This is a genomic window from Oceanicella actignis (assembly GCF_900111545.1).
Lineage (GTDB): Bacteria > Pseudomonadota > Alphaproteobacteria > Rhodobacterales > Rhodobacteraceae > Oceanicella > Oceanicella actignis.
In genome coordinates this window covers 236,878-257,293 of sequence record NZ_FOHL01000003.1, presented here as the reverse complement: position 1 = coordinate 257,293, position 20,416 = coordinate 236,878, and the positions used below count along the sequence as shown (strand labels likewise).

The window sequence follows — 20,416 nt, the reverse complement described above, 5'->3', positions numbered from 1 at the left end:
CGCGCAAGGGACGCGCATGGGCGCCGCCGCAGGCGCGGCGGGCGCCTGCCCCCTCAGCCGGCGCAGCACGACAGCGAGGCCACGTCCCGCTCGAAGGTCTGCGCGGCCAGCTTCAGCCCCTCGGCCATCGTCAGGTAGGGGAAAATGGCGTCGCCCAGTTCGCGCGCCGTCATGCCCGCCCTGATCGCCATGGCCAGCGTCTGAATGACCTCGCCCGCCTCGGGCGCGGCGATCTGGCCGCCCAGCAGGCGCCCGTCCGCCGCATCGGCCACCAGCTTGATCGCGCCGCGCGCATCGCGGCCGACGGCGGCGCGCGGCACATGCTCGAGCGACAGCACGCTGACGCGCGCCTCGCGGCCCGCCGCGCGGGCCTCGGCCTCGGTCAGCCCGACCCCGGCGACCTGCGGATCCGAGAACACCACCCAGGGCACGGCGGAATCGTCGTAGCGAAGCGCCGCCAGCCCCAGCGCGTTGCTCGCCGCCACCTTGCCGCCATGGGCGGCCATGTAGACGAAGGGCTCGCGATCCGTCACGTCGCCGGCGGCGTAGACGCCGGGGCGCGTCGTGGCCATGTCGGGGCCGACGCGGATGGCGCCGCGCGCGTCGGTCTCGACGCCCAGCTCGGCCAGGCCCAGCCCTTCGACGTTGGGGACCCGCCCGGCGGCGACGACAAGGCGCCCGGCGCTCAGCTCGAGCCGCGCGCCGTCGCGCGCGCAGGTCAGCGTCACCCCCTCGGGGCCGCGCGATGCGCGCAGATAAGTCAGCCCCGTCTCGACGCGCAGCCCCTCGGCGCGCAAGGCGTCGGTCAGCGCGGCGGCGATCTCGGGCTCGGCGCCGGGCAGCAGGCGCGAGCGGGCGAGCAGCGTCGTCTCGACCCCCAGCCGCGCCGCCATCTGCGCCAGCTCGACGCCCACATAGCCGCCGCCCAGAACGATCAGGCTGCGCGGCTTGTCGTGCAGCATCAGAAGGCCGGTCGAGTCGAGCGCGCCGACCTCGGCCAGCCCTTCGATGTCGGGCATGCGCGGGCGCGAGCCGGTGGCCAGGATCACGCGCGGCGCGCGGAACACGCGCCCGCCCGCCTCGACGCCCTGCGCGCAGGGCCGCGCGGGGCCCAGCTCGAAATAGGCGATGCCCGGATGGCGTGGCAGCAGGTCGGCGTATTTGCGCCGGCGCATCTCGTCGACCAGCCGCGCCGTTCCCTCGACCAGCGCCGGCCAGTCGGCGACGGCCTTGCAGGGCGTCACGCCGGGAAAGCGGCCCGCATCGGCCGCGCCGCGCACCGCCGCGGCGGCGCGGATCATGGCCTTGGAGGGCACGCAGCCCACATTGACGCAGGTTCCGCCGATGGTCCCGTGCCCGAACAGGGCCACGCGCCGTCCCGCCTCGGCGGCGGCGATGGCGGCCGAGAAGCCGGCCGACCCCGCGCCGATGACCGCCAGATCGAACGCGTCGTCCCCCCGCGCGCAGCAATCGGCGCTCATCGTCCGCCCCCTTCCGGCGCCTTGCGCCGGCGCGCGCGAAGCAGCGCGTAGACCGTCAGCGCGACGAAGAAGGCCAATGCGGGCAACAGCACGTAGTCGAGCCAGCCAAGCGCCGCCGAAAGGCCCAGCGCCCCCAGCGCCACGACCAGAAGCGGCGTGAAGCAGCACAGCGCCGCCACGGCGGTTCCGACCGCGCCGACGGCCAGCAGCCTTCGATCCCTGTTCGTCCCTTGCGTCATCGCGTGATCCTTGCTTCGGGGCCGCCGGTCGGCCCGCAACCTTCCCGGCCATGTGCGCCACGCTACGCCCTGTAACCGCTACAGGCTCAAGCCCCGATGCGCATGCCGGGCGGTCACGAAAGCGCGAGAGGCGGCGGGCGCGGCGGCGGCCCGGGCGCGCGCCGCCGCCCTTGCAGGCAAGGGGCGCCGAAGACGGGGCGGTCAGGGGGCGGCGGTCAGGGGCCGGCGCAGGGGGCGCGCGCAGGGGCCGAGCCGCAGCGCCCGGCCCGCGCCGGCCTCAGCGCGCGCAGGCGCGGCAGCGCGTCAGCGCGGGATCAAGGGCCAGACGCTCTTCGCCGATGAACTCGCCGCACGAATCGCACCAGCCGTAATCCTCGGTCCCGATGCGCCGGATCGCGGCGTCGAGGGCGCGGATGCGCGCGCGCCGGCGGGCCTCCTGCGCGCGGGCCATGGCCTGCTGCTGCATGGCGTCCATGCGCGACAGGCGCCCCACGCTCTGCTGGTCCAGCTCGACGGGGCGGCGGTCGGCCTCGGTCGATTGCGAGGCCTGCGCAAGCGCCGCGCGCTCGGCCTGCAGGCGGGGCAGGAAGCGGCGCCGGAGCTCTTCGGGATCGGGTTCGGAGGCGGACATGCCCCTACCGCATCAAAAGGATCGGCGCCTTGCAAGAGCGGATCATCTCGGCCGTGGTCGAGCCCAGAAGCAGGCTGCGGATGCGGCTGTGGCCATAGGCGCCCATCACCACCAGATCGAAGCCGCGCTCTTCGACCAGCTTGCCCAGAACGGCTTCGGGCTGGCCGGGCAGCAGCTCGGCACGGGCCTTCAGCCCGGCATCGGCCAGCAGCGCCGCCGCGCCCTCGATCATCCGGCGCATGGAGGGCGCGTCGGCGCCGACATGGACCACATGCGCCTCGAGCCCCGCGAAGAGCGGATCGCGCGCCATGCGCTCGACCGCGGCCTCGGCCACGGCGCCGCCGTCATGGGCGACCAGCACCCGCGCGATGGGGCGGAAGGCGCGCGAGGCGACCAGGACCGGCCGACGGCTGGCGCGCGCCACGCGCTCGAGATTCGAGCCCAGATGGCCCTTGGCGAAATCGGCCGCCTCGCCGCGTTTGCCGATCACGATCATGCGCGCATGCGCCTCGGCGTCGGCCACCGCCTCGACCAGGTCGCCCTGCAGCAGCCGCGCGCTGGCGTCGGTCACGCCGTCGCGCGCCAGAATGGCCAGCGCGTCGTCCAGAATGGCGCGGCCGCGGCGGCTCATCAGCCGCGCCCGGCGGGCGTCCAGCTCGGCCAGCTCGGCAAGCAGCGCGCTGCGCGCGCCAAGGCGGATGGCGCCCGACAGATCGCGCCGCTCGGGCGCCTCGGGGCGCGGCAGCACATGCACCAGCTCGACCGCCAGGCCCGCACGCCGCGCCGTCCAGGCCGCATGATCGCAGACCGAGGCCGAGTAGATCGAACCGTCGACCAGCGCCACCAGCTTGCGCGGCGCGTCGGGGGCTTCGTGAGCGTCGGGAGCTTCGGACATGGGGGGCGCCTCCTTCCTCAGTGGACCGGCAGGGCGTCGAGCGCGCCGGGCTTGTCATGGATGGCCAGCTTGTCGACCAGGGTCTCGCTGGCTTCGTTCAGGCCGACGACCTCGACCTCGGCGCCCTCGCGCCGGAAGCGCAGGACGGCCATGTCCAGCGCCTGCACGCTGGAGATGTCCCAGATATGCGCGCGGCTCAGATCGATGACGACGCGGTCCAGAACCTCGCGGAAGTCGAAGGCGTTCATGAAATCCTCGACCGAGCCGTAGAACAGCTGCCCCTCGACGACGTAGGTGCGCTCGCGCCCGTCGCGCGACAGCTGCGAGCGCACGTTGAACAGCTGCGCGATCTTGCCCGCGAAGAAGATGCCCGACAAGAGCACGCCGGTCAGCACGCCGATGGCCAGGTTGTGGGTGAAGACCACCGTCGCGACCGTGGCGAGCATGACGATCGAGGACGAGCGCGGATGCGTGCGCAGCGCCTTGATCGACGACCACGAGAAGGTGCCGATCGACACCATGATCATGATCGCCACCAGCGCGGGCATGGGAATGCGCGCCACCCAGTCGCCCAGGAACACCACCAGCACCAGCAGCGCCAACCCCGCGACGAAGGTCGACAGCCGCCCGCGCCCGCCCGATTTGACGTTGATGATGGACTGGCCGATCATCGCGCAGCCGGCCATGCCGCCGATGAAGCCGGTGGCGGCGTTGGCCAGGCCCTGGCCGATGCACTCCTGATTGCGGTCCGAGCGCGTGTCGGTCAGCTCGTCGACGATGTTCTGCGTCATCATGCTCTCGAGCAGCCCCACCGCGGCCACCGCCAGCGAATAGGGGGCGATGATGCCCAGCGTCTCGAGCGTCGGCGGAATGTCCGGGATCAGGAACACCGGCAGCGTGTCGGGCAGCGCGCCCATGTCGCCGACGGTGCGCACGTCCCAGCCGAAGGCCATCGTCGCCGCCGTCAGCGCCACGATCGCCACCAGCGGCGAGGGCACGGCGCGCGTCAGCCGCGGGAACAGGTAGATGATCGCCAGCCCCGCCGCCGCCATCGGATAGGTCGGCCACGGCACGCGCGCCGGGTCCAGCTCGGGCAGCTGGGCGAGGAAGATGAGGATGGCCAGCGCGTTGACGAACCCCGTCATCACCGAGCGCGAGACATAGCGCATCACGAAGCCCAGCTTCAGCAGCCCCGCCGCGATCTGGATCAGCCCCGCCAGCACCGTCGCCGCCAGCAGGTATTGCAGCCCATGCTCGCGCACCAGCGTGACCATCAGCACCGCCGTCGCCGCCGTGGCGGCCGAGATCATGCCCGGCCGGCCGCCCACGAAGGCGATCAGCACCGCGATCGAGAAGCTGGCGTAAAGGCCGACCTTGGGATCCACCCCCGCGATGATCGAGAAGGCGATCGCCTCGGGGATCAGCGCCAGCGCCACCACCAGCCCGGCCATCAGATCGCCGCGCACGTTGCCGAACCACTCTTCGCGGTATCGTTCGATCGAGATCATGGAAAATTCCGTCCTTGACCGCTCGGCGCGCCGAGCGGAGCTGCTCATGCCATGTCCTTCGGGGGATGACCGGCGCCGCGGCCGCCTGCGCCGCCGGGCCCGTTCCTGTGGGCCCCGCGATACACGCCGCGCGCCCCCTTGCCAAGCGCGGCGCGCGCAAGGCGGCCTTGCGCGGGCCGCGAGGCGCGCCCGGGTGCTTCTCGACGGGCGCCGAACGGGACGCGGACGGGGCGCAAGCCGGCGCCGGTCGGAGAGACGGAGCGCAGGCGGCGAAGGCGGGGATCATCGGGCGCCGCGCCCATCGGGCCGGGCGCGGGGGCAAGCGACGCATGACGCCGCGCCGCCTGGCAAACGGGCCGACGATCGGACCGGCCGCCGGCACGGCGACGAGCCGTCGGCGCAGGGCGTCGAGGCGCGCGGCCCGAGCGGCGGCGAGGGCCCTGGCCGGCAGGCCGGGGGCGCGCGGCCCCGGCGGCGGCGTGGGCCTTGGCCGGTGGGCCGGGCGCGCGGCCCCCGCCGTGGCGGGGGCCTCAGCCGGCGGGCTGGGCGGCGCGCGGCGCCTCGGCGGCCGCGGCGCGCGCCGGCCCGGGGGCGACGCGCAGGCGCTCGACCTCCTGCGCCAGGGATTCGGCCAGCGCCGCCAGCTCGTCGGCGGCCGCGCCGCGATGGGCCTCGACGCGCAGCGCCGTCAACGCCGCCTGGTAGCGCGCGGCCAACAGCGCCGGATCCGCGTCCGGCGCCAGCTCGCCCATCGCGCGGGCGCGCTCGAAGGCGGCGGCGAATTCGGCGCGCATCTGCTCGAAATGCGTGCGCGCGCCGGCCGCCAGGCGCGATTCGTCCGGCGTGGCCTCGAGCATGGTCTTGACGATCATGCAGGCGCGCGCCTCGGCCCCGCCGGGGTTCTGGCGGGCATGGGCGCGCAGGTGATCGGCCAGCGCCGCCAGCATCGACCCCCCGCGCCCGAGCTGCGCGCGCAGCGCCTCGCGCGAGCGCCGGGCATAGCGGTCCAGACAGGCCAGGAACAGCGCCTCCTTGCTCTTGAAGGCGGCGTAGATGCTGCCGGGCTTCATGCCCAGCGCCGCCTCCAGATCCTTGAGCGAGGTGGCGTGATAGCCCTTGCGCCAGAAAAGCTCGGTCGCCGCGTCCAGCGCCTTGTCGCGGTCATATGGGGGGGCTCGTCTCATGCTGCGCATCATAGGACATGGCGCGGCCGCTGTCGCGGGGAAGAGATCACGTTTGAGTGATCGCTCAAATTGGCTATTGAGCGATCGCTCAAATGCGCCCATCTTCCGTCTCGCCGGCGCAAGGACCGGCGCAACCTCGAGGAGACCGAGAATGAACGTGACCGAACGCGGTTTCACCCAGCATGACGAGACCACCGCCCCCGAAGAGAGCAAGCCGCTGCTGGCGCGCTCGAAGGCGGCCTTCGGCTCGATCCCCGGCCTGCACGCCGTGATGGCCGAGGCGCCCGGCCTGCTCGAAGGCTATCAGAAGCTGCACGAGCTGTTCCTGAATTCGAGCTTCGACAAGGACGAGCTGACGGTCGTCTGGCAGACCGTGAACGTCGAGAATCAGTGCCATTACTGCGTGCCCGCCCACACCCTGATCGCCAAGGGCATGGGCGTCGACGACGCGCTGGTCGAGGCGCTGCGCAACGGCGAAGCCCTGTCCGACCCCCGGCTCGAGGCGCTGCGCCAGTTCACGCTCAAGGTCGTGCGCCAGCGCGGCGATCTGTCCGACGAGGACATCCAGGCCTTCCTCGACGCCGGCTTCACGCGCCGCCAGATCCTCGAGGTGATCCTGGGCTATGCGCAGAAGGTGATGTCGAACTACACCAACCGCATCGCCCGCACGCCCATGGACAAGCGCTTCGAGAAATTCGCCTGGACGCCGCCGGCGCGGCAGGCCGAATCGGCCGCCTGAGCGGCCCCGGCGGCCGGCCCCACGCGCCCCGCGTCCCGCGCGGCCGGGTCCGCGGCGGGACGACCCGCGGCGGGGCGGGCGCGCCGGCCGCAGGCGGAAAAGGACGGCGGGCGCGGCGCGATGGCCGCGCCGCGCGCCGTCGAGAAGGCTCAAGAGAGAGAAGATGGTGGGCGGTACTGGGCTCGAACCAGTGACCCCAGCGATGTGAACACTGTGCTCTACCAACTGAGCTAACCGCCCGGTGACGCGCTCTATATTGGCACGCGGCGAAGGGGTCAAGAGGAATTGCGCGCCCCCTGCCCCGCGGCCGGGACCAGGCGCTCGAGCGTCGCGGGCAAGGCTGCGAAATCGCGCACGATCGCCTCGGGCGCTAGGGCGCGCGGATCGTCCGCCGACAGTCCGAAATCGACCAGCACGCAAGGCACGCCCGCGGCGCGGGCCGTTTCGCGGTCGGTGACCGTGTCGCCCACCAGCGCCGCCGAGTGCAGCGCGCCGCCCGCGCGCAGCACCGTCTGGCGCAGATGTTCGGGGTCGGGCTTGCGCACCGGCAGCGCGTCGGCGCCCAGAACGGCGGCGAAGCGGCGCGCCAGCCCCAGCTCGGCCAGCAGCAGCTCGGCCAGGCGCTGGGGCTTGTTGGTGCAGACGGCCAGCGCCCAGCCGGCGGCGGCAAGCCGCTCCAGCGCCTCGGCCACGCCGGGAAACAGGCGCGTGCGCTCGGCGATCCGCGCCTCGTAAAGCGCCAGGAAACGCGGCAGCAGCGCCTCGGCCTCGGCGCCGGCGCGGCGCGGGTCCAGCCCCGCGCGCGCCAGCCCCTCGGTCAGCATGGCGCGCCCGCCGCGCCCGGCCAGCCCCTGGTCGCGCCCCGGATCCAGCGGCGCCCCGCGCCCCGCCGCGGCCAGCGCCGCATTCGCGGCCCCCAGCAGATCGGCGCTGGTGTCGGCCAGCGTTCCGTCCAGGTCGAAAGCCGCGCAGCGCGGCCGCCCCGCCCCGCGAGCGGGCGCAACATTCTGCAACAACATCTGACCGCCATTCGTCTTTTTACCCACCAAGCATGGTGCTATGAGGCGGCTCATGACAAGTCGAGACATTTCCGCCCCCGATCCCTCCGCCCCGCCCCGCCCCGCGGCCGTCGTCATCCTGGCGGCGGGCGAGGGCTCGCGCATGAATTCGGACCTGCCCAAGGCGCTGCACCCCATCGGCGGCGCGCCCATGCTGGCCCATGTCATCGCGGCGGCCGAGGCGCTCGAGCCGGCGCGCATGGCGCTGGTCGTCGGCGCCGGCGCCGACCAGGTGACGCGCGCCGCCCGCGACCTGCGCCCCGACATCGCCGTGGCGGTGCAGGAGCCGCGCCTGGGGACCGCCCACGCCGTGCGCCAGGCGCTGCCCGCGCTCGAGGGCTTCGAGGGCGACGTCTTCGTGCTTTACGCCGACACGCCGCTCATCCGCCCCGAGACGCTGCGCGCCATGGCCGCCCGCCGGGCCGAGGGGGCGGCGGCCGTGGTTCTGGGCTTCGAGGCCGCCGACCCGGGCGCCTATGGCCGGCTGATCGTGCGCGACGGCGCGCTCGAGCGCATCGTCGAGGCGCGCGAGGCCGGCCCGGACGAGCTGGCCGTGCGGCTGTGCAACTCGGGCGTGATGTGCGTGGACGCGGCGCGCCTGCCGGCGCTGCTGGCCCAGGTGCGCGCCGACAACGCCAAGGGCGAATACTACCTGACCGACATCGTCGCCCTGCTGCGCGCCCAGGGCGGCGCGGTCGCGGTCGAGCTGTGCCCCGAGGCCGAGACGCTGGGCGTGAACGCGCGCGACGACCTCGCGCGCGCCGAGGCCGCCTTCCAGGCGCGCATGCGCGCCGCCGCGCTGGCCGACGGGGTGACGCTCGTCGCCCCCGAGACGGTGTTCTTCGCCCATGACACGGTGCTGGGGCGCGATTGCGTGGTCGAGCCGAACGTCGTCTTCGGCCCGGGCGTGACCGCCGAGACGGGCGCGCGCATCCGCGCCTTCTCGCATCTCGAGGATTGCCACGTCTCGGCCGGCGCCTCGGTCGGCCCCTTCGCGCGGCTGCGCGGCGGCGCCGAGATCGGCCCCGACGCGCGGGTGGGCAACTTCGTCGAGATCAAGAACGCCATCCTCGAGGAAGGCGCCAAGGCCGCGCATCTGACCTATCTGGGCGACGCGCATGTGGGCGCGCGCGCCAATGTCGGCGCGGGGACCATCACCTGCAACTATGACGGCTTCGCCAAGCACCGCACCGAAATCGGCGAAGAGGCGTTCGTGGGATCGAACGCGGCGCTGGTGGCGCCGGTGCGGGTGGGGCGCGGGGCGATCGTGGCCGCCGGCTCGACGATCACGCGCGACGTGCCCGACGACGCGCTGGCGCTGGCCCGCGGCCGGCAAGAGAACAAGCCGGGCCGCGCACCCGTTCTGCGCGCCGCGCTCGAGCGCGCCGCGCGCGCGCTGCGCGGCCGGGGCTGAGCAAGGGGAAAGGAGGCCGCCATGTGCGGAATCGTCGGAATGCTGGGGCGGCGCGAGGCGGCGCCCATCCTGCTCGACGCGCTGCGGCGCCTCGAATACCGCGGCTATGACAGCGCGGGCGTGGCGACCGTGCATGACGGCCGCATCGAGCGGCGACGCGCCACGGGCAAGCTGTCGGCGCTGGCCGAGCTGCTCGAGCGCGCGCCCCTGCCCGGCGCGACGGGCATCGGCCACACCCGCTGGGCCACGCACGGCGCGGCCACCGAGGCCAACGCCCACCCGCACGCCACCGAGCGCGTGGCGGTGGTGCACAACGGCATCATCGAGAATTTCCGCGCGCTGCGCGCAAGGCTCGAGGCCGAGGGCCGGCGCTTCGAATCGCAGACCGACACCGAGACCATCGTCCACCTGCTCGAAAGCGCGCTGGACGCCGGCATGGCGCCCGAAAAGGCCGCCGCCCACGCGCTGCGCCAGCTCGAGGGGGCCTTCGCGCTGTGCATCCTGTTCGCGCAGGACCCCGACCTGATGGTGGCCGCCCGGCGCGGCTCGCCGCTGGCGCTGGGCCATGGCGAGGGCGAGATGTTCGTCGGCTCGGACGCGCTGGCGCTGGCGCCGCTGACCGACCGCATCACCTATCTGGACGAGGGCGACATGGCCGTGCTCCGCCGCGAGGGCGCGCAGATCTTCGACGCCTCGGGCGCCCCCGTCGAGCGGCCCATGCGCGTGGTCGCCGCCAGCTCGGTGCTGGCCGAGAAGGGCGAGCACAAGCACTTCATGGCCAAGGAGATCTTCGAGCAGCCCACAGTCTCGGCCTATGCGCTGGGGCACTACCTGAACGCCGAGCGCACCGCCGTGCGCGGCGAGGCGGCCGACATTCCCTTCGACGAGGCCGACCGCGCGGTGCTGGTCGCCTGCGGCACCGCCCATTACGCGTGCCACGTCGCGAAATACTGGTTCGAGCGCCTGGCGCGCCTGCCGGTCGAGATCGACGTGGCGTCCGAGTTCCGCTACCGCGAGCCGCCCCTTTCGCGGCGCGACGTGGCGGTGTTCGTCAGCCAGTCGGGCGAGACCGCCGACACCCTGGCCGCCCTGCGCCACGCCCGCCCGCAGGTGCGCATGGCCGCGGCGGTCGTGAACGTGCCCGAAAGCTCGATCGCGCGCGAGGCGGATCTGGCCATGCCCATCCTGGCCGGCCCCGAGATCGGCGTCGCCTCGACCAAGGCCTTCACCAACCAGCTCATCACCCTGGCGGCCATGGCCATCGCCGCCGGGCGCCGGCGCGGCGCGCTGGACGCCGAGGCCGAGGCGCGGCTTGTCGGCGCGCTGTCCGAGCTGCCGCGCCTGATGGCCGAGGCCCTGCGCCGCGCGCCCGAGATCGAGGCCGCCGCGGCGCGCATCGCGCAGGCGCGCGACGTGCTGTATCTGGGCCGCGGGCCGATGTATCCGCTGGCGCTCGAGGGCGCGCTGAAGCTGAAGGAGATCAGCTACATCCATGCCGAGGGCTACGCCAGCGGCGAGCTCAAGCACGGGCCCATCGCGCTGGTCGATCCTCAGACCCCCACCGTGGTGATGGCGCCGCGGGACGCCTTGTTCGACAAGACCGTGTCCAACATGCAAGAGGTCATGGCCCGCGGCGGGCGCATCGTGCTGATCACCGACGCGGCCGGCGCCGAGGCCGCCGGCGAGGGCGCCGAGCGCGTGATAAGGATGCCCGATTGCGATCCCTTCGTCGCCCCCATCCTCTACGCCCTGCCCGCGCAGTTGCTGGCCTATCATGCGGCGGCGCTTCTGGGAAAGGACGTGGACCAGCCAAGAAACTTGGCCAAGTCGGTCACCGTCGAGTAGAGTGCGCGAAGCGGCCCTCGGCCCGTCGTCCTCCGGCGGCGCCCGGGCCGGCAGGCAGAAAGGATCGCGCAGCTTGACGATGACGACACGTTTCGCCCTGATCGCCGCGGCGGCGCTGCTGGCGGGCTGCGCCGGGTCGGGCGACTCGGCCTACCGCGCGGCCAGTCTCGAGCAGCCCGACTGCTACACCGTCGATCCCTTCAAGACCCCCCGCATCAAGAAGCCCTCGGACAAGGTGCCCGCGGCCTGGCGCGCCTTCGCCGGGCGCTGGGGCGGCGGGGCGTGGGACGGCTTCGTGTGCCACGACCTTTACGTCATGGCGGTCGAGCCCTCGGGCGACGTGCTGCTGTTCGACGCGCACGGCCCCGGCTTCGGCACGGACGCCACCGCCTTCACCCGCAAGGGGCGCATCGGCCCGGACGGGCATCTGCGGGTGCGCAAGGGCGCGGCCATGGTCGAATACTGGATCGAGGACGGCAAGCTGCACGGCGTGCGCGTCAAGGGCAACGCGCGCAACCGCATCATCATGTCCCGCCGCGAGCTGGCCCGGCGCTACGTCGCCGCGACGCCCAAGGTCGTCCCGACGGCCGATCCAAGCTGAAGGCCGGGCCCGCCTCGGCCCAGCCGGGGCCCCACATCCGCGCAAGCCCCGCCCCCGGCGCCGCCGCCGGTGCAAGACGCGACCGAAAGCCGCCAGCCGATCGGCCGCCGCGAACCTGCCCGCGCAGGCCTGCCCGCAGCCGGCGCGGCCGAGCCCGAACGTCCCGCCCGAACGACCGGCCCGGGCATCCCGCCCGCGGATCGCCGCCGCACATTCGCGCCGAACGCCCTGGCCGCACAGCGCCGCGGGCGCTTGCCGCCGCGCCCGCCATGGATCGCCGCCGGGGATCGCCGCCGGGCCGAACGCAGCCCCCCGCGCCAACGCCCGGACGCGCGCGACGGCGCGACCGCCTCAGCCCAGGACCGACCCGGCGGGCACGGGAAATCCGCGCAGGAAATCCTCGGCCGGCATCGGCGCGCGCCCCGCGCGCTGAAGGCGCTCGAGCCGCAGCGCGCCCTCGCCGCAGGCGATGAGCAGCCGGTCGTCCAACGCCGTTCCGGGCGCCGCATCCGCGCGCGGCGCCGCCTCGGGCGCGGCCAGCAGAACCTTGACCCGCTCGCCCGCGATCGTCGTCCAGGCGCCCGGGAACGGGCTCAGCCCCCGCGCCAGGCGGTCGAGCTCGGCCGCCGGGCGGCGCCAGTCCATGCGCGCCTCGTCCTTCGAGATCTTGGGCGCGTAGGTCGCCCCCTCCTCGGGCTGGGGAACGGGCGCGGCCGCGCCCTCGGCCAGCGCCGCCATGGCCTTGACCATCAGCGGCGCGCCGATGGCGGCCAGGCGGTCGTGCAGCTGGCCGGCGGTCTCGCGCGGGGCGATCTCGACCTCTTCGCGCAGCAGGACGGGGCCGGTGTCCAGGCCCTCGTCCATCTGCATGACGCACACGCCCGTGCGCGCGTCGCCCGCCATGATCGCGCGCTGGATGGGCGCGGCGCCGCGCCAGCGCGGCAGGAGCGAGGCGTGCAGGTTCCACGCCCCGAGCCGCGCCGCGCGCAGCGCCTCGGGCGGCAGGATCAGCCCATAGGCCACCACCACCGCCGCGTCGGCCTCGAGCGCCCGCAGCGCCGCCAGCTCGTCCGCGTCGCGCAGGCGGGCGGGCGTGCGCACCGGCAGCCCCAGCGCCTCGGCGCGGGCGTGAACGGGGGTCGGGCGCGGCCGCTTGCCCCGCCCCGCCGGGCGCGGCGGCTGGGTGTAGACGGCCGCGATCTCGTGCCCCGCGGCGGCCAGCGCGTCCAGCGTCGGAACCGAAAAATCCGGCGTGCCCATGAAGATCAGCCGCATGGCGTCCTACTCCCGCCCCTCGTGGCGCGCGCGCCGCTGGGCCTTGCGCGCGCGCTCGAGCGCGCGGCGCCGGCGCAGCGGGCTCAGCCGCTCGATGAAAAGCCGCCCGTCCAGATGGTCGAGCTGATGCAGCGCCGAGGCCGCCCAGAGCCCGGCGAACTCGCGCTCGACGCGCGCGCCGGTCTCGTCCAGATAGCCGATCCGCGCCCATGAGGGCCGCGCCACATCCTCCCACACGCCGGGCAGGTTGGGGCTGCCCTCCTTGTGCACGGCCAGCTCGGTCGAGGCGGCCAGCAGCTCGGGATCGGCCATGCGCACGGCGCCGTCGCGGCCCTCGGAGCAATCGACCACCGCAAGGCGCAGCATCACGCCGATCTGCGGCGCGGCCAGCCCGACGCCGGGCATCGCATACATGCTGTCGAGCATGTCGTCCCAGATGCGGCGCACCTCGTCGTCCACGCGGCCGACCGGCGCGCAGACCGCCCTCAGCCGCGGATCGGGCCAGCGCAGGAAGGGGCGCACGGCCACCGGGTCAGGCCTTCAGGCGTTCGCGCTTGAGCTTCTTCATCTTGCCGGTGATGAGCTGCCGCTTCACGGCGCCCAGATAGTCGATGAAGAGCTTGCCGTTCAGATGGTCGATCTCGTGCTGGGCGCAGGTGGCGGCCAGGCCGTCGAACTCGGCCTCGCGCTCGGCGCCCTCGCGGTCGAGAAAGCGCACGCGCACGCGCGCGGGGCGCACGATTTCCTCGTAGATCTCGGGAATCGAGAGGCACCCCTCCTCATGCGCGCGGGTCTCTTCCGAGGCCCACACGATCTCGGGGTTGATGAGCGCCATGGGCGCGGGCGGCGCCTCGTCCTTGGACACGTCCATCACGAACACCCGCCGCAGCACGCCCACCTGCGGCGCCGCCAGCCCGACGCCGGGGGCGTCGTACATGGTGTCGAACATGTCGTCGATCAGCTTGCGCAGCGCGTCGTCCACCGCGGGGACGGGCTCGCAGACCTTCTTCAGGCGGGGGTCGGGATGGATCAGTATCGGGCGCACGCTCATGGCGTCGAGGTAGGCGAAGGCGCGCCCGCGGTCAAGGCCCGCGCGCCCCTTGCGGCGGCGTCCGCGCGGCCCTAGCCTGCCGCCCGCAACAGACCAAGGAACACCCCATGCGCTTCGATTTCGACCAGCCCATCGACCGCCGCGGCACCCATTCGATGAAGTGGGACATGATGGAGGCCGCCTACGGCGTCTCGGCCGAGGACGGCATCCCGATGTGGGTCGCGGACATGGACTTCAAGGCCCCGCCCGCGGTGAACGAGGCCCTGATCCGCGCCGCAGAGCACGGCGTGCACGGCTATTTCGGCGACGACCGCGCCTACAAGAGCGCGGTGATCGAGTGGCTGCGCCGGCGCCATGGCTGGCGGCCCGAGGCGGAGTGGATCTCGATCGTGCACGGGCTGGTGACGGGCACGGCGCTGTGCCTGCGCGCCTTCACCGAGCCGGGCGACGGGGTGGTGCTGTTCACGCCGGTCTACCACGCCTTCCACCGCATCATCCGCGCCAACGGACGGCGCGCGGTGCAGTCGCCCATGCGCCTGCGCGACGGGCGCTACGAAATGGACCTCGAGGCGCTCGAGCAGACGCTGGACGGGTCCGAGCGCATGGTCATCCTGTGCTCGCCGCACAATCCGGGCGGCCGGGTGTGGCGTGCGGACGAACTGCGCGCCGTGGCCGATCTGTGCGCGCGGCGCGACATGGTGCTGGTCTCGGACGAGATCCACCAGGACCTGGTCTATCCCGGCGCGCGCCACATCCCCACCGCCGCCGCCGCGCCCGAGGCCGCGCCGCGCCTTGCGACGCTGGTCGCGGCGACCAAGACCTTCAACATCGCGGGCGCGCTGACGGGCAGCGTCATCATTTCCGACCCCGCCCTGCGGGCGCGCTTTCGCGCCGCGCACGAGGCCATGGGCGCCACGCCCAACCGCATGGGCGTGCTGATGGCCACCGCCGCCTATGAGGGGGGCGAGCCGTGGCTCGAGGCGCTTCTGCCCTATCTCGACGAGAACCGCCGCATCCTCGAAAGCGGCCTGGCCGCCCTGCCCGGCGTGCGCGTCATGCCGCTGCAATCGACCTATCTGGCCTGGGCCGACTTCGCCGACATGCCCCTGCCGCAGGACGAGATCCGCCGCCGCCTGCGCGAGAAGGCGCGCATCGCGGTCAATTACGGCGAGACCTTCGGCGTCGGCGGCGAGACCTTCCTGCGCTTCAACTTCGCCACCCGCCGCGCGCTGGTCAAGGAGGCCGCCGCGCGCCTGGCCGAGGCTTTCGCCGACCTCGGATGAGCAGGGGCCGAGAGCGGGGCCGAGCGGCGCGCCGGGCCCGAGCGCGTGGGCCGGCGCCCGCCATCCGCCCCGCGACCGCGTCAGTTGCAAGCGGCGGCGCGCCGGCCCTCAGGCCGCTTCCCGCGCCGCCTTGCCCGGCTCGGCCGCGTTGGCCGCAAGCGCAAGAGGCGCGCGCCACAGGCGCAGCGCCGCGCGCCCCTGCGCGGCCCAGAAGGCGCCAAGCGCGCCCATCTCCTCATCCGCCGCATCCAGCGCCACCGAGGCCGCGTCCGCGGCCGGAACGGGAATGCGCGCCTCGACCTCGTTCATCTCGGCCTCCATGCGCGCATCGAAGGCGGCGGCCAGGCGCATCATCGCGCGGTTGGAGCGGGTGGTGTGGACCACAAGCTCGCGCGCGCCGCGGTTGCGCGCGCGCCGCAGCGCCCGCGCCATGAGCGCCTCGCCCAGCCCCATGCGGCGGAACGGCGCCTCGACCGAGAAGGCGGCCTCGGCCACGTCGCCGCACAGGATCAGCTCGGCCGCGCCGCGCAGAACGCCGTCCTTGAACCAGCCGATCACGTTGCGGTCGGCCGTCAGCGGCTCGGCCGCATGACGGGCCAGGGCCTCGGCGGACATGGCGCCGTGAAAGCGCATGTTCAGGTCGATGGGCGACAGGCGGCGCAGATGCGCCAGCAGCGCCTCGCCCTCCCACCAGCCCAGGGTGCGGAAGACCCCCATCGCCCGCAGCGCATCGCGGCGGGGGGCCGCGCGCTCGGCGGCGGCGGGGGTCGGCGCCTGGGCCGGGGTCGGGGTCGGGGTCGGGATCCGGGTCGGGGTCGAGACGTTCGCGATCATGGCGTTTTCCCTCGCGCGATCGGCGGCTTTGGACGATGCGGGGCGCTCCTCTCGCCCGACCCTCTGCCGGGGCCTTGACCGGGAATATGCCGCACAAGGCGCGCATATTGCACCGCACCATCGCGCAACGCCGCCTTGCGCCCCGCGCAAAGCGGCCCCAAGCGGCGCGATTGCTGCGCCGCCGCATCGGGCGTTGACAGAGGGCGGCGCAAGGACGTATCGCTGAGCGCGAACCTCGCGAAATATTCTTGCCGGAGACCCACGCATGAGCTTCAAGGTCCAGCCCGCCGCCCCCGCCCGCCCGAACCGCTGCCAGCTGTTCGGCCCCGGCTCGCGGCCGCAGATCTTCGAGAAGATGGCCGCCAGCGCCGCCGACGTCATCAACCTGGACCTCGAGGATTCGGTGGCGCCGGGCGACAAGGCCCAGGCCCGCCGCAACGTGGTCGAGGCCATCAACGACATCGACTGGGGCGCCAAGACCCTGTCGGTGCGCATCAACGGCCTGGACACGCCCTTCTGGCACAAGGACCTGATCGAGGTGCTCGAGAATGCGGGCGAGCGGCTGGACCTGATCATGATCCCCAAGGTCGGCAACGCCGGCGACATCTACGCGGTGGACGCGCTGGTCTCGGCCATCGAGGCCGAGAAGGGCCGCAAGAAGCGCATCGGCTTCGAGGTCATCATCGAGACCGCCGCCGGGCTTCAGCATGTCGAGGAGATCGCCGCCGCCTCGCCGCGCATGCAGGCCATGAGCCTGGGGGCCGCCGACTACGCCGCCTCGATGGGGATGCAGACCACGGGCATCGGCGGCACGCAGTCGAACTACTACATGCTGCAGAACAAGGAGGATGCCGGCGACGGCCCGCGCGCGCGCCACTGGTGCGATCCGTGGCACCATCCGATCGTGGCCATCGTGGCGGCCTGCCGCACCCACGGCCTGCTGCCCGTGGACGGGCCGTTCGGCGACTTCTCGGACGACGAGGGCTATCTGGCCCAGGCGCGCCGCTCGGCCACGCTGGGCATGGTGGGCAAGTGGGCCATCCACCCCAAGCAGGTGGCGCTGGCCAACCAGGTCTTCACCCCCTCGGAAGAACAGGTGCGCGAGGCGCGCGAGATCCTCGCCGCCATGGAAGAGGCCGAGAAGGCCGGCCAGGGCGCGGCCGTCTACAAGGGGCGCCTGGTGGACCTGGCCTCGATCCGGCAGGCGCAGGTGATCGTGCGTCAGGCCGAGATGATCGCCGGCTGAGCGCCAAGGCGAACGGGGCGCGCCGCCCGGGCCGAAGGCGCGCCCGACCGGCCGGCGGCAGCCCGAGCGAAGGGCGCGGGTGCGGCCGAGGCCGGGCGCAGCGACCGGACGCCCCGAGCGATCGCCCGGGCCGGGGGCGCGCGAAAGCGCATGGGCCTTCGCCACGCCCCTCAGCCAACCGAAACCGCCAGCCGACGCCGCGCGCAGACGGACCCGGGCGCCCGTCGCCGCATCAGCGACCGCTGCGTGGGAACTGGCCGAGGGGACCGATCATCGCCGGGCCGCGCCCAGGCTGCCGCCCCGGCGCAGCAGCGGGTCCGAGGGAGACAAGGGACTGCGCCGCGGGTCCCGCCCACGCCTTGACCCACAAGAATCGACGACCTGCACCGCGGGGCCGCCGGCGATGCCCATGCGCAAGGCTGCGCCCCAGGCCCGCCGCGCAGGGGCCGGCCAGAGGGTCCCGATCATCCCGGGCCGCGCCGGCGCCGCCGACCGCGCGCAGCCGCAGGCCCGAGGGAAAACGACGACCTGCGCCCCAGGCCAGCCGCACGCCCTGCCCCTTGGGGAGCAGCGGCCTGCATCGTGACGCGGCCCCCATCGCCCAATGCGCCCCGCCCGGGCCGCACCCGCGGCCCCATCGCCCGCCGCGCCCAGCCTGGGCCGCACCCGCGCCCCTTCGCCCGCCGCGCGCCGCGGTGGGCGGGCGCGATCGCTCAGCGCCCTTCGAGCTGCGCGCGCGCCTCGGCCTCGAGCCGGGCCGAGCCGGCCTCGATCACCTCCTCGAGCCGGGCCAGAAGCTCGCGCTTGGGCAGGCCGGCGGGCAGCGGGTCGTGGAATTCGAGCGTCGCGACCCCCGCGCGGCGCAGCAGACCGCGCCGCGGCCAGAACATCCCGCAATTGGTCGAGGCCGGAACCACCGGCTGACGCAGCGCCATGGCCAGCGCGGCGACGCCCGGCTTGTAGGGCGCCTTGGCGCCGGGCGCCAGGCGCGTGCCCTGCGGAAAGATCACCGTCTGCCCCGAATCGGCCGCCGCCGCGCGCATGCGCGCGACCATGTCCCTGACCGCCCGCGCGCCGGCCTCGCGATCGACGGGCGCGCAGCCCACCCGCATGGCGTAAAAGCCCAGGATCGGCGTCCAGCGCAGCGAACGCTTCATCACGAAGCGCGGGCGCGGCAGCACGTTGGTCAGGATCAGAATGTCCATGAAGCTCTGATGCTTCGAGGCGACGATCACATCCTCGGTCGGCACGCGCCCGCGCACCTCGACGCGCAGCCCGCACAGCCGCCGGGCGGCCCACAGCACGATGTCGGTGTAGCGGTGCAGCGCCCACCACGCGCCCTGTCGCGACCACGCCGCCATGGGCGCCAGCGCCACGCCCATTGCAAGCATGAGCGCATACATGAAGACGATGAAGACGAGCGAGCGCGCGTATTGCATCATTCGGGCCTCCTGAGCGCCGCAAGAACCGCCATGCGCGTCGCGGCCCATGCCGCCGCGCCGGCCAGAAGGGGCGCCGCCGCGGCCGCGACCCACCCCGCCTCGGCCAGCCCCGCCGCGCCGCCCAGCGCCCGCGCGGCCAGGGGCGCGACGGCCTCGAGCGCCAGCGCCGCCGCCAGCGCCCCCGCCGCGCCGCCCGCCATGGCGCGCAGCGCATAGCGGCGCACGAAGGCGCGGGCGATGAAATCGTTGCTTGCGCCCAGAAGGCGCAGCGTGTCCACCACCTTGCCGTTGGCCGCCAGCGTCGCGCGCGCGGCCAGCGTGACCATGGCCGCCGCGCTCAGCGCCGCCAGAACTGCCGCGCTCCACGCCAGGGCGCGCAGCGCCCGCGCCGCCTCGAGCAGCGGCGCGCGCCAGCGGCCGTGATCGTCGTAGCGGGCCGATAGCTCGGGTCCCGGCAGCTCGGCCGACAGGCGCGCATTCACCGCCTCGGGGTCCGGGCCCGGCCCATCCGGGACCACGACGATCAGCCGCGGCGGCGCCAGCTCGTCGAGCGGCGCGTCGGGACCCAGCCATGGCTCGAGCAGGGCGCGCTGCTCGGCGTCGGTCAGCGCGCGCGCATCGGCCACGCCCGGGGTCGTGCGCAGCGCCCGCAGCGCGGTCGAGACGGCCGCGTCCATGCGCGCCGGCGGCGCCGAGACGCGCACCGTCGCGCTGCGCGCCAGCTCTTCGGCCCAGCCCTGCGCCGCGCGGTCGGCGGCCATGCCGATGGCGACCGCGACGACGGCCAGAAAGCTCATGGACGCCGAGGCGAACACCACCAGCCGCGCCACCACGCCCGAGCTCGGCGCCAGCGGCCGCTCCTCGGCGAAGGACGCGAGGGCGCGCAGACGCCGCGCGGCCCGGCGGATCGCGGCCGGCAGACGCGCGCTCATCGCCGCCGCCCCTGCGCCAGCACGCACCCATCCTCGATGCGCAGGACCTGCACCGGGGTCTCGCGGCGGGCGGCGCGGATCAGCTCGTGATCATGGGTCGCGATCAGCACCCCCTTGCCGTGCCGGTGCAGCGCCATGAGCAGCGACAGAAGCTCGACGGCCGTCTCGCGGTCCACATTGCCCGTGGGCTCGTCGGCGATGATCAGATCGGGCGCCCCGATCACCGCCCGCGCCAGCGCGGCGCGCTGCAGCTCGCCGCCGGACAGCTCGGCGGGCAGCGCATGGGCGCGCGCGCCAAGGCCCACCCACTCGATCAGCTCGGCCGCCTGGGCGCGGCGCTCGCGCGCGGGGGCGCCGCGGATGCGCAGGGGCAACGCCACATTGTCGAACACGCTCAGATGATCCAGAAAGCGCCCGTCCTGGAACACCATGCCGATGCGCCGGCGCAGCGCGGCCACGGCGTCGGCGTCGGCCTCGGCGGCCTCGACGCCGAAGACGCGCAGCCGCCCCGCGCTGGGGCGCAGCGCCATGCGGCACAGGCGCAGGAAGGTGCTCTTGCCCGCGCCCGAGGGACCGGTGAGGAAGTGAAAGCCCCCGGCCTCGATGGTGAGGCTGACCTCGCGCAGGATCTCGCGCCCGCCGCCGTATCGGAACTCCACCCCGTCGAACTCGATCACCGCGCCCCACCGTTCACGCCTGGCGTCGGGCCCTCGCCCGCGCGGGCGCGAGAATTGCAGAAGCGGCGCGGACGCGCAATC

20 protein-coding genes and 1 tRNA gene are annotated in these 20,416 nt (G+C 74.1%); 6 read left to right on the top strand and 15 right to left on the bottom strand.

Going from position 1 to position 20,416, the window contains the following annotated elements:
* Positions 1-53 precede the first annotated feature (53 nt).
* From merA to BMW67_RS06430, 6 genes are all read right to left on the bottom strand, one after another.
* Positions 54-1,481: a mercury(II) reductase gene (merA, locus tag BMW67_RS06455; RefSeq protein WP_072746339.1), complete on the bottom strand. Its 1,428-nt coding sequence runs from the start codon at positions 1,479-1,481 to the stop codon at positions 54-56.
* The gene (merF, locus tag BMW67_RS06450; protein ID WP_072746340.1) at positions 1,478-1,720 is read right to left on the bottom strand and encodes a mercury resistance system transport protein MerF; all 243 of its coding nucleotides are present in this window, start codon (positions 1,718-1,720) and stop codon (positions 1,478-1,480) included. The genes merA and merF overlap by 4 nt, the downstream gene beginning before the upstream one ends.
* Positions 1,721-1,997: 277 nt before the next feature.
* Complete coding sequence (locus BMW67_RS06445; protein ID WP_072746341.1) at positions 1,998-2,351, bottom strand: TraR/DksA family transcriptional regulator; 354 nt, start codon at positions 2,349-2,351, stop codon at positions 1,998-2,000.
* Between the two features lie 4 nt (positions 2,352-2,355).
* Positions 2,356-3,246, bottom strand: coding sequence for a universal stress protein (locus BMW67_RS06440; protein WP_072746342.1), 891 nt, complete (start codon positions 3,244-3,246; stop codon positions 2,356-2,358).
* A gap of 17 nt (positions 3,247-3,263) precedes the next feature.
* Positions 3,264-4,754, bottom strand: coding sequence for a SulP family inorganic anion transporter (locus tag BMW67_RS06435; protein WP_072746343.1), 1,491 nt, complete (start codon positions 4,752-4,754; stop codon positions 3,264-3,266).
* 530 nt (positions 4,755-5,284) lie between these two features.
* The gene (locus BMW67_RS06430; protein WP_072746344.1) at positions 5,285-5,938 is read right to left on the bottom strand and encodes a TetR/AcrR family transcriptional regulator; all 654 of its coding nucleotides are present in this window, start codon (positions 5,936-5,938) and stop codon (positions 5,285-5,287) included.
* Positions 5,939-6,089: 151 nt separating this feature from the next.
* On the opposite strand from BMW67_RS06430, the gene BMW67_RS06425 reads away from it, so the two are divergent.
* Entirely contained in the window at positions 6,090-6,677 is a 588-nt protein-coding gene (locus tag BMW67_RS06425; RefSeq protein ID WP_072746345.1) for a carboxymuconolactone decarboxylase family protein, read from the top strand.
* Positions 6,678-6,841: 164 nt separating this feature from the next.
* Here the strand turns inward: BMW67_RS06425 and BMW67_RS06420 are convergent.
* Both BMW67_RS06420 and BMW67_RS06415 read right to left on the bottom strand, forming a co-directional pair.
* A tRNA-Val gene (locus BMW67_RS06420) sits at positions 6,842-6,917 on the bottom strand.
* A 35-nt stretch (positions 6,918-6,952) separates the two neighbouring features.
* Entirely contained in the window at positions 6,953-7,696 is a 744-nt protein-coding gene (locus BMW67_RS06415) for an HAD-IA family hydrolase (RefSeq protein WP_072746346.1), read from the bottom strand.
* A gap of 52 nt (positions 7,697-7,748) precedes the next feature.
* Here BMW67_RS06415 and glmU point away from each other — a divergent pair, with 52 nt between their 5' ends.
* The 3 genes from glmU to BMW67_RS06400 all read left to right on the top strand — a co-directional run bounded on the left by glmU (position 7,749) and on the right by BMW67_RS06400 (position 11,595).
* Complete coding sequence (glmU, locus tag BMW67_RS06410) at positions 7,749-9,149, top strand: bifunctional UDP-N-acetylglucosamine diphosphorylase/glucosamine-1-phosphate N-acetyltransferase GlmU (protein ID WP_072746347.1); 1,401 nt, start codon at positions 7,749-7,751, stop codon at positions 9,147-9,149.
* Between the two features lie 21 nt (positions 9,150-9,170).
* The gene (gene glmS, locus BMW67_RS06405; RefSeq protein ID WP_072746348.1) at positions 9,171-10,994 is read left to right on the top strand and encodes a glutamine--fructose-6-phosphate transaminase (isomerizing); all 1,824 of its coding nucleotides are present in this window, start codon (positions 9,171-9,173) and stop codon (positions 10,992-10,994) included.
* Positions 10,995-11,067: 73 nt separating this feature from the next.
* Entirely contained in the window at positions 11,068-11,595 is a 528-nt protein-coding gene (locus BMW67_RS06400; protein WP_125458980.1) for a hypothetical protein, read from the top strand.
* Positions 11,596-11,946: 351 nt separating this feature from the next.
* On the opposite strand, the gene fmt is transcribed toward BMW67_RS06400, so the two are convergent.
* From fmt to def (BMW67_RS06385), 3 genes are read right to left on the bottom strand one after another with little or no spacing between them, the layout of a single operon-like run.
* On the bottom strand, positions 11,947-12,870 hold the full coding sequence (gene fmt, locus BMW67_RS06395; protein WP_072746350.1) for a methionyl-tRNA formyltransferase: 924 nt from the start codon (positions 12,868-12,870) through the stop codon (positions 11,947-11,949).
* Between the two features lie 6 nt (positions 12,871-12,876).
* The gene (gene def / locus BMW67_RS06390; RefSeq protein WP_072746351.1) at positions 12,877-13,398 is read right to left on the bottom strand and encodes a peptide deformylase; all 522 of its coding nucleotides are present in this window, start codon (positions 13,396-13,398) and stop codon (positions 12,877-12,879) included.
* A 4-nt stretch (positions 13,399-13,402) separates the two neighbouring features.
* Positions 13,403-13,921: a peptide deformylase gene (gene def, locus BMW67_RS06385; protein ID WP_072746352.1), complete on the bottom strand. Its 519-nt coding sequence runs from the start codon at positions 13,919-13,921 to the stop codon at positions 13,403-13,405.
* Positions 13,922-14,028: 107 nt separating this feature from the next.
* On the opposite strand from def (BMW67_RS06385), the gene BMW67_RS06380 reads away from it, so the two are divergent.
* Positions 14,029-15,204, top strand: a complete 1,176-nt coding sequence (locus tag BMW67_RS06380) for a MalY/PatB family protein (protein ID WP_072746353.1) — start codon at positions 14,029-14,031, stop codon at positions 15,202-15,204.
* A gap of 108 nt (positions 15,205-15,312) precedes the next feature.
* On the opposite strand, the gene BMW67_RS06375 is transcribed toward BMW67_RS06380, so the two are convergent.
* Positions 15,313-16,038 (bottom strand): GNAT family N-acetyltransferase, encoded by a 726-nt coding sequence (locus tag BMW67_RS06375; protein ID WP_072746354.1) that lies wholly within the window; start codon positions 16,036-16,038, stop codon positions 15,313-15,315.
* Positions 16,039-16,303: 265 nt separating this feature from the next.
* Between BMW67_RS06375 and BMW67_RS06370 the strand changes: the two genes are divergently transcribed.
* Positions 16,304-17,284: an HpcH/HpaI aldolase/citrate lyase family protein gene (locus tag BMW67_RS06370; protein WP_072746355.1), complete on the top strand. Its 981-nt coding sequence runs from the start codon at positions 16,304-16,306 to the stop codon at positions 17,282-17,284.
* 713 nt (positions 17,285-17,997) lie between these two features.
* Here the strand turns inward: BMW67_RS06370 and BMW67_RS06365 are convergent.
* The 3 genes from BMW67_RS06365 to BMW67_RS06355 are packed head-to-tail and all read right to left on the bottom strand — an operon-like array spanning position 17,998 to position 20,335.
* Positions 17,998-18,726 (bottom strand): lysophospholipid acyltransferase family protein, encoded by a 729-nt coding sequence (locus tag BMW67_RS06365; RefSeq protein ID WP_072746356.1) that lies wholly within the window; start codon positions 18,724-18,726, stop codon positions 17,998-18,000.
* Positions 18,723-19,658 carry a cell division protein FtsX gene (locus BMW67_RS06360; RefSeq protein WP_083581148.1) on the bottom strand — a complete coding sequence of 312 codons (936 nt, stop codon included), beginning with the start codon at positions 19,656-19,658 and terminating at the stop codon, positions 18,723-18,725. The genes BMW67_RS06365 and BMW67_RS06360 overlap by 4 nt, the downstream gene beginning before the upstream one ends.
* Positions 19,655-20,335: a cell division ATP-binding protein FtsE gene (locus BMW67_RS06355; RefSeq protein WP_072746357.1), complete on the bottom strand. Its 681-nt coding sequence runs from the start codon at positions 20,333-20,335 to the stop codon at positions 19,655-19,657. The genes BMW67_RS06360 and BMW67_RS06355 overlap by 4 nt, the downstream gene beginning before the upstream one ends.
* Between the last annotated feature and the right edge of the window lie 81 nt (positions 20,336-20,416).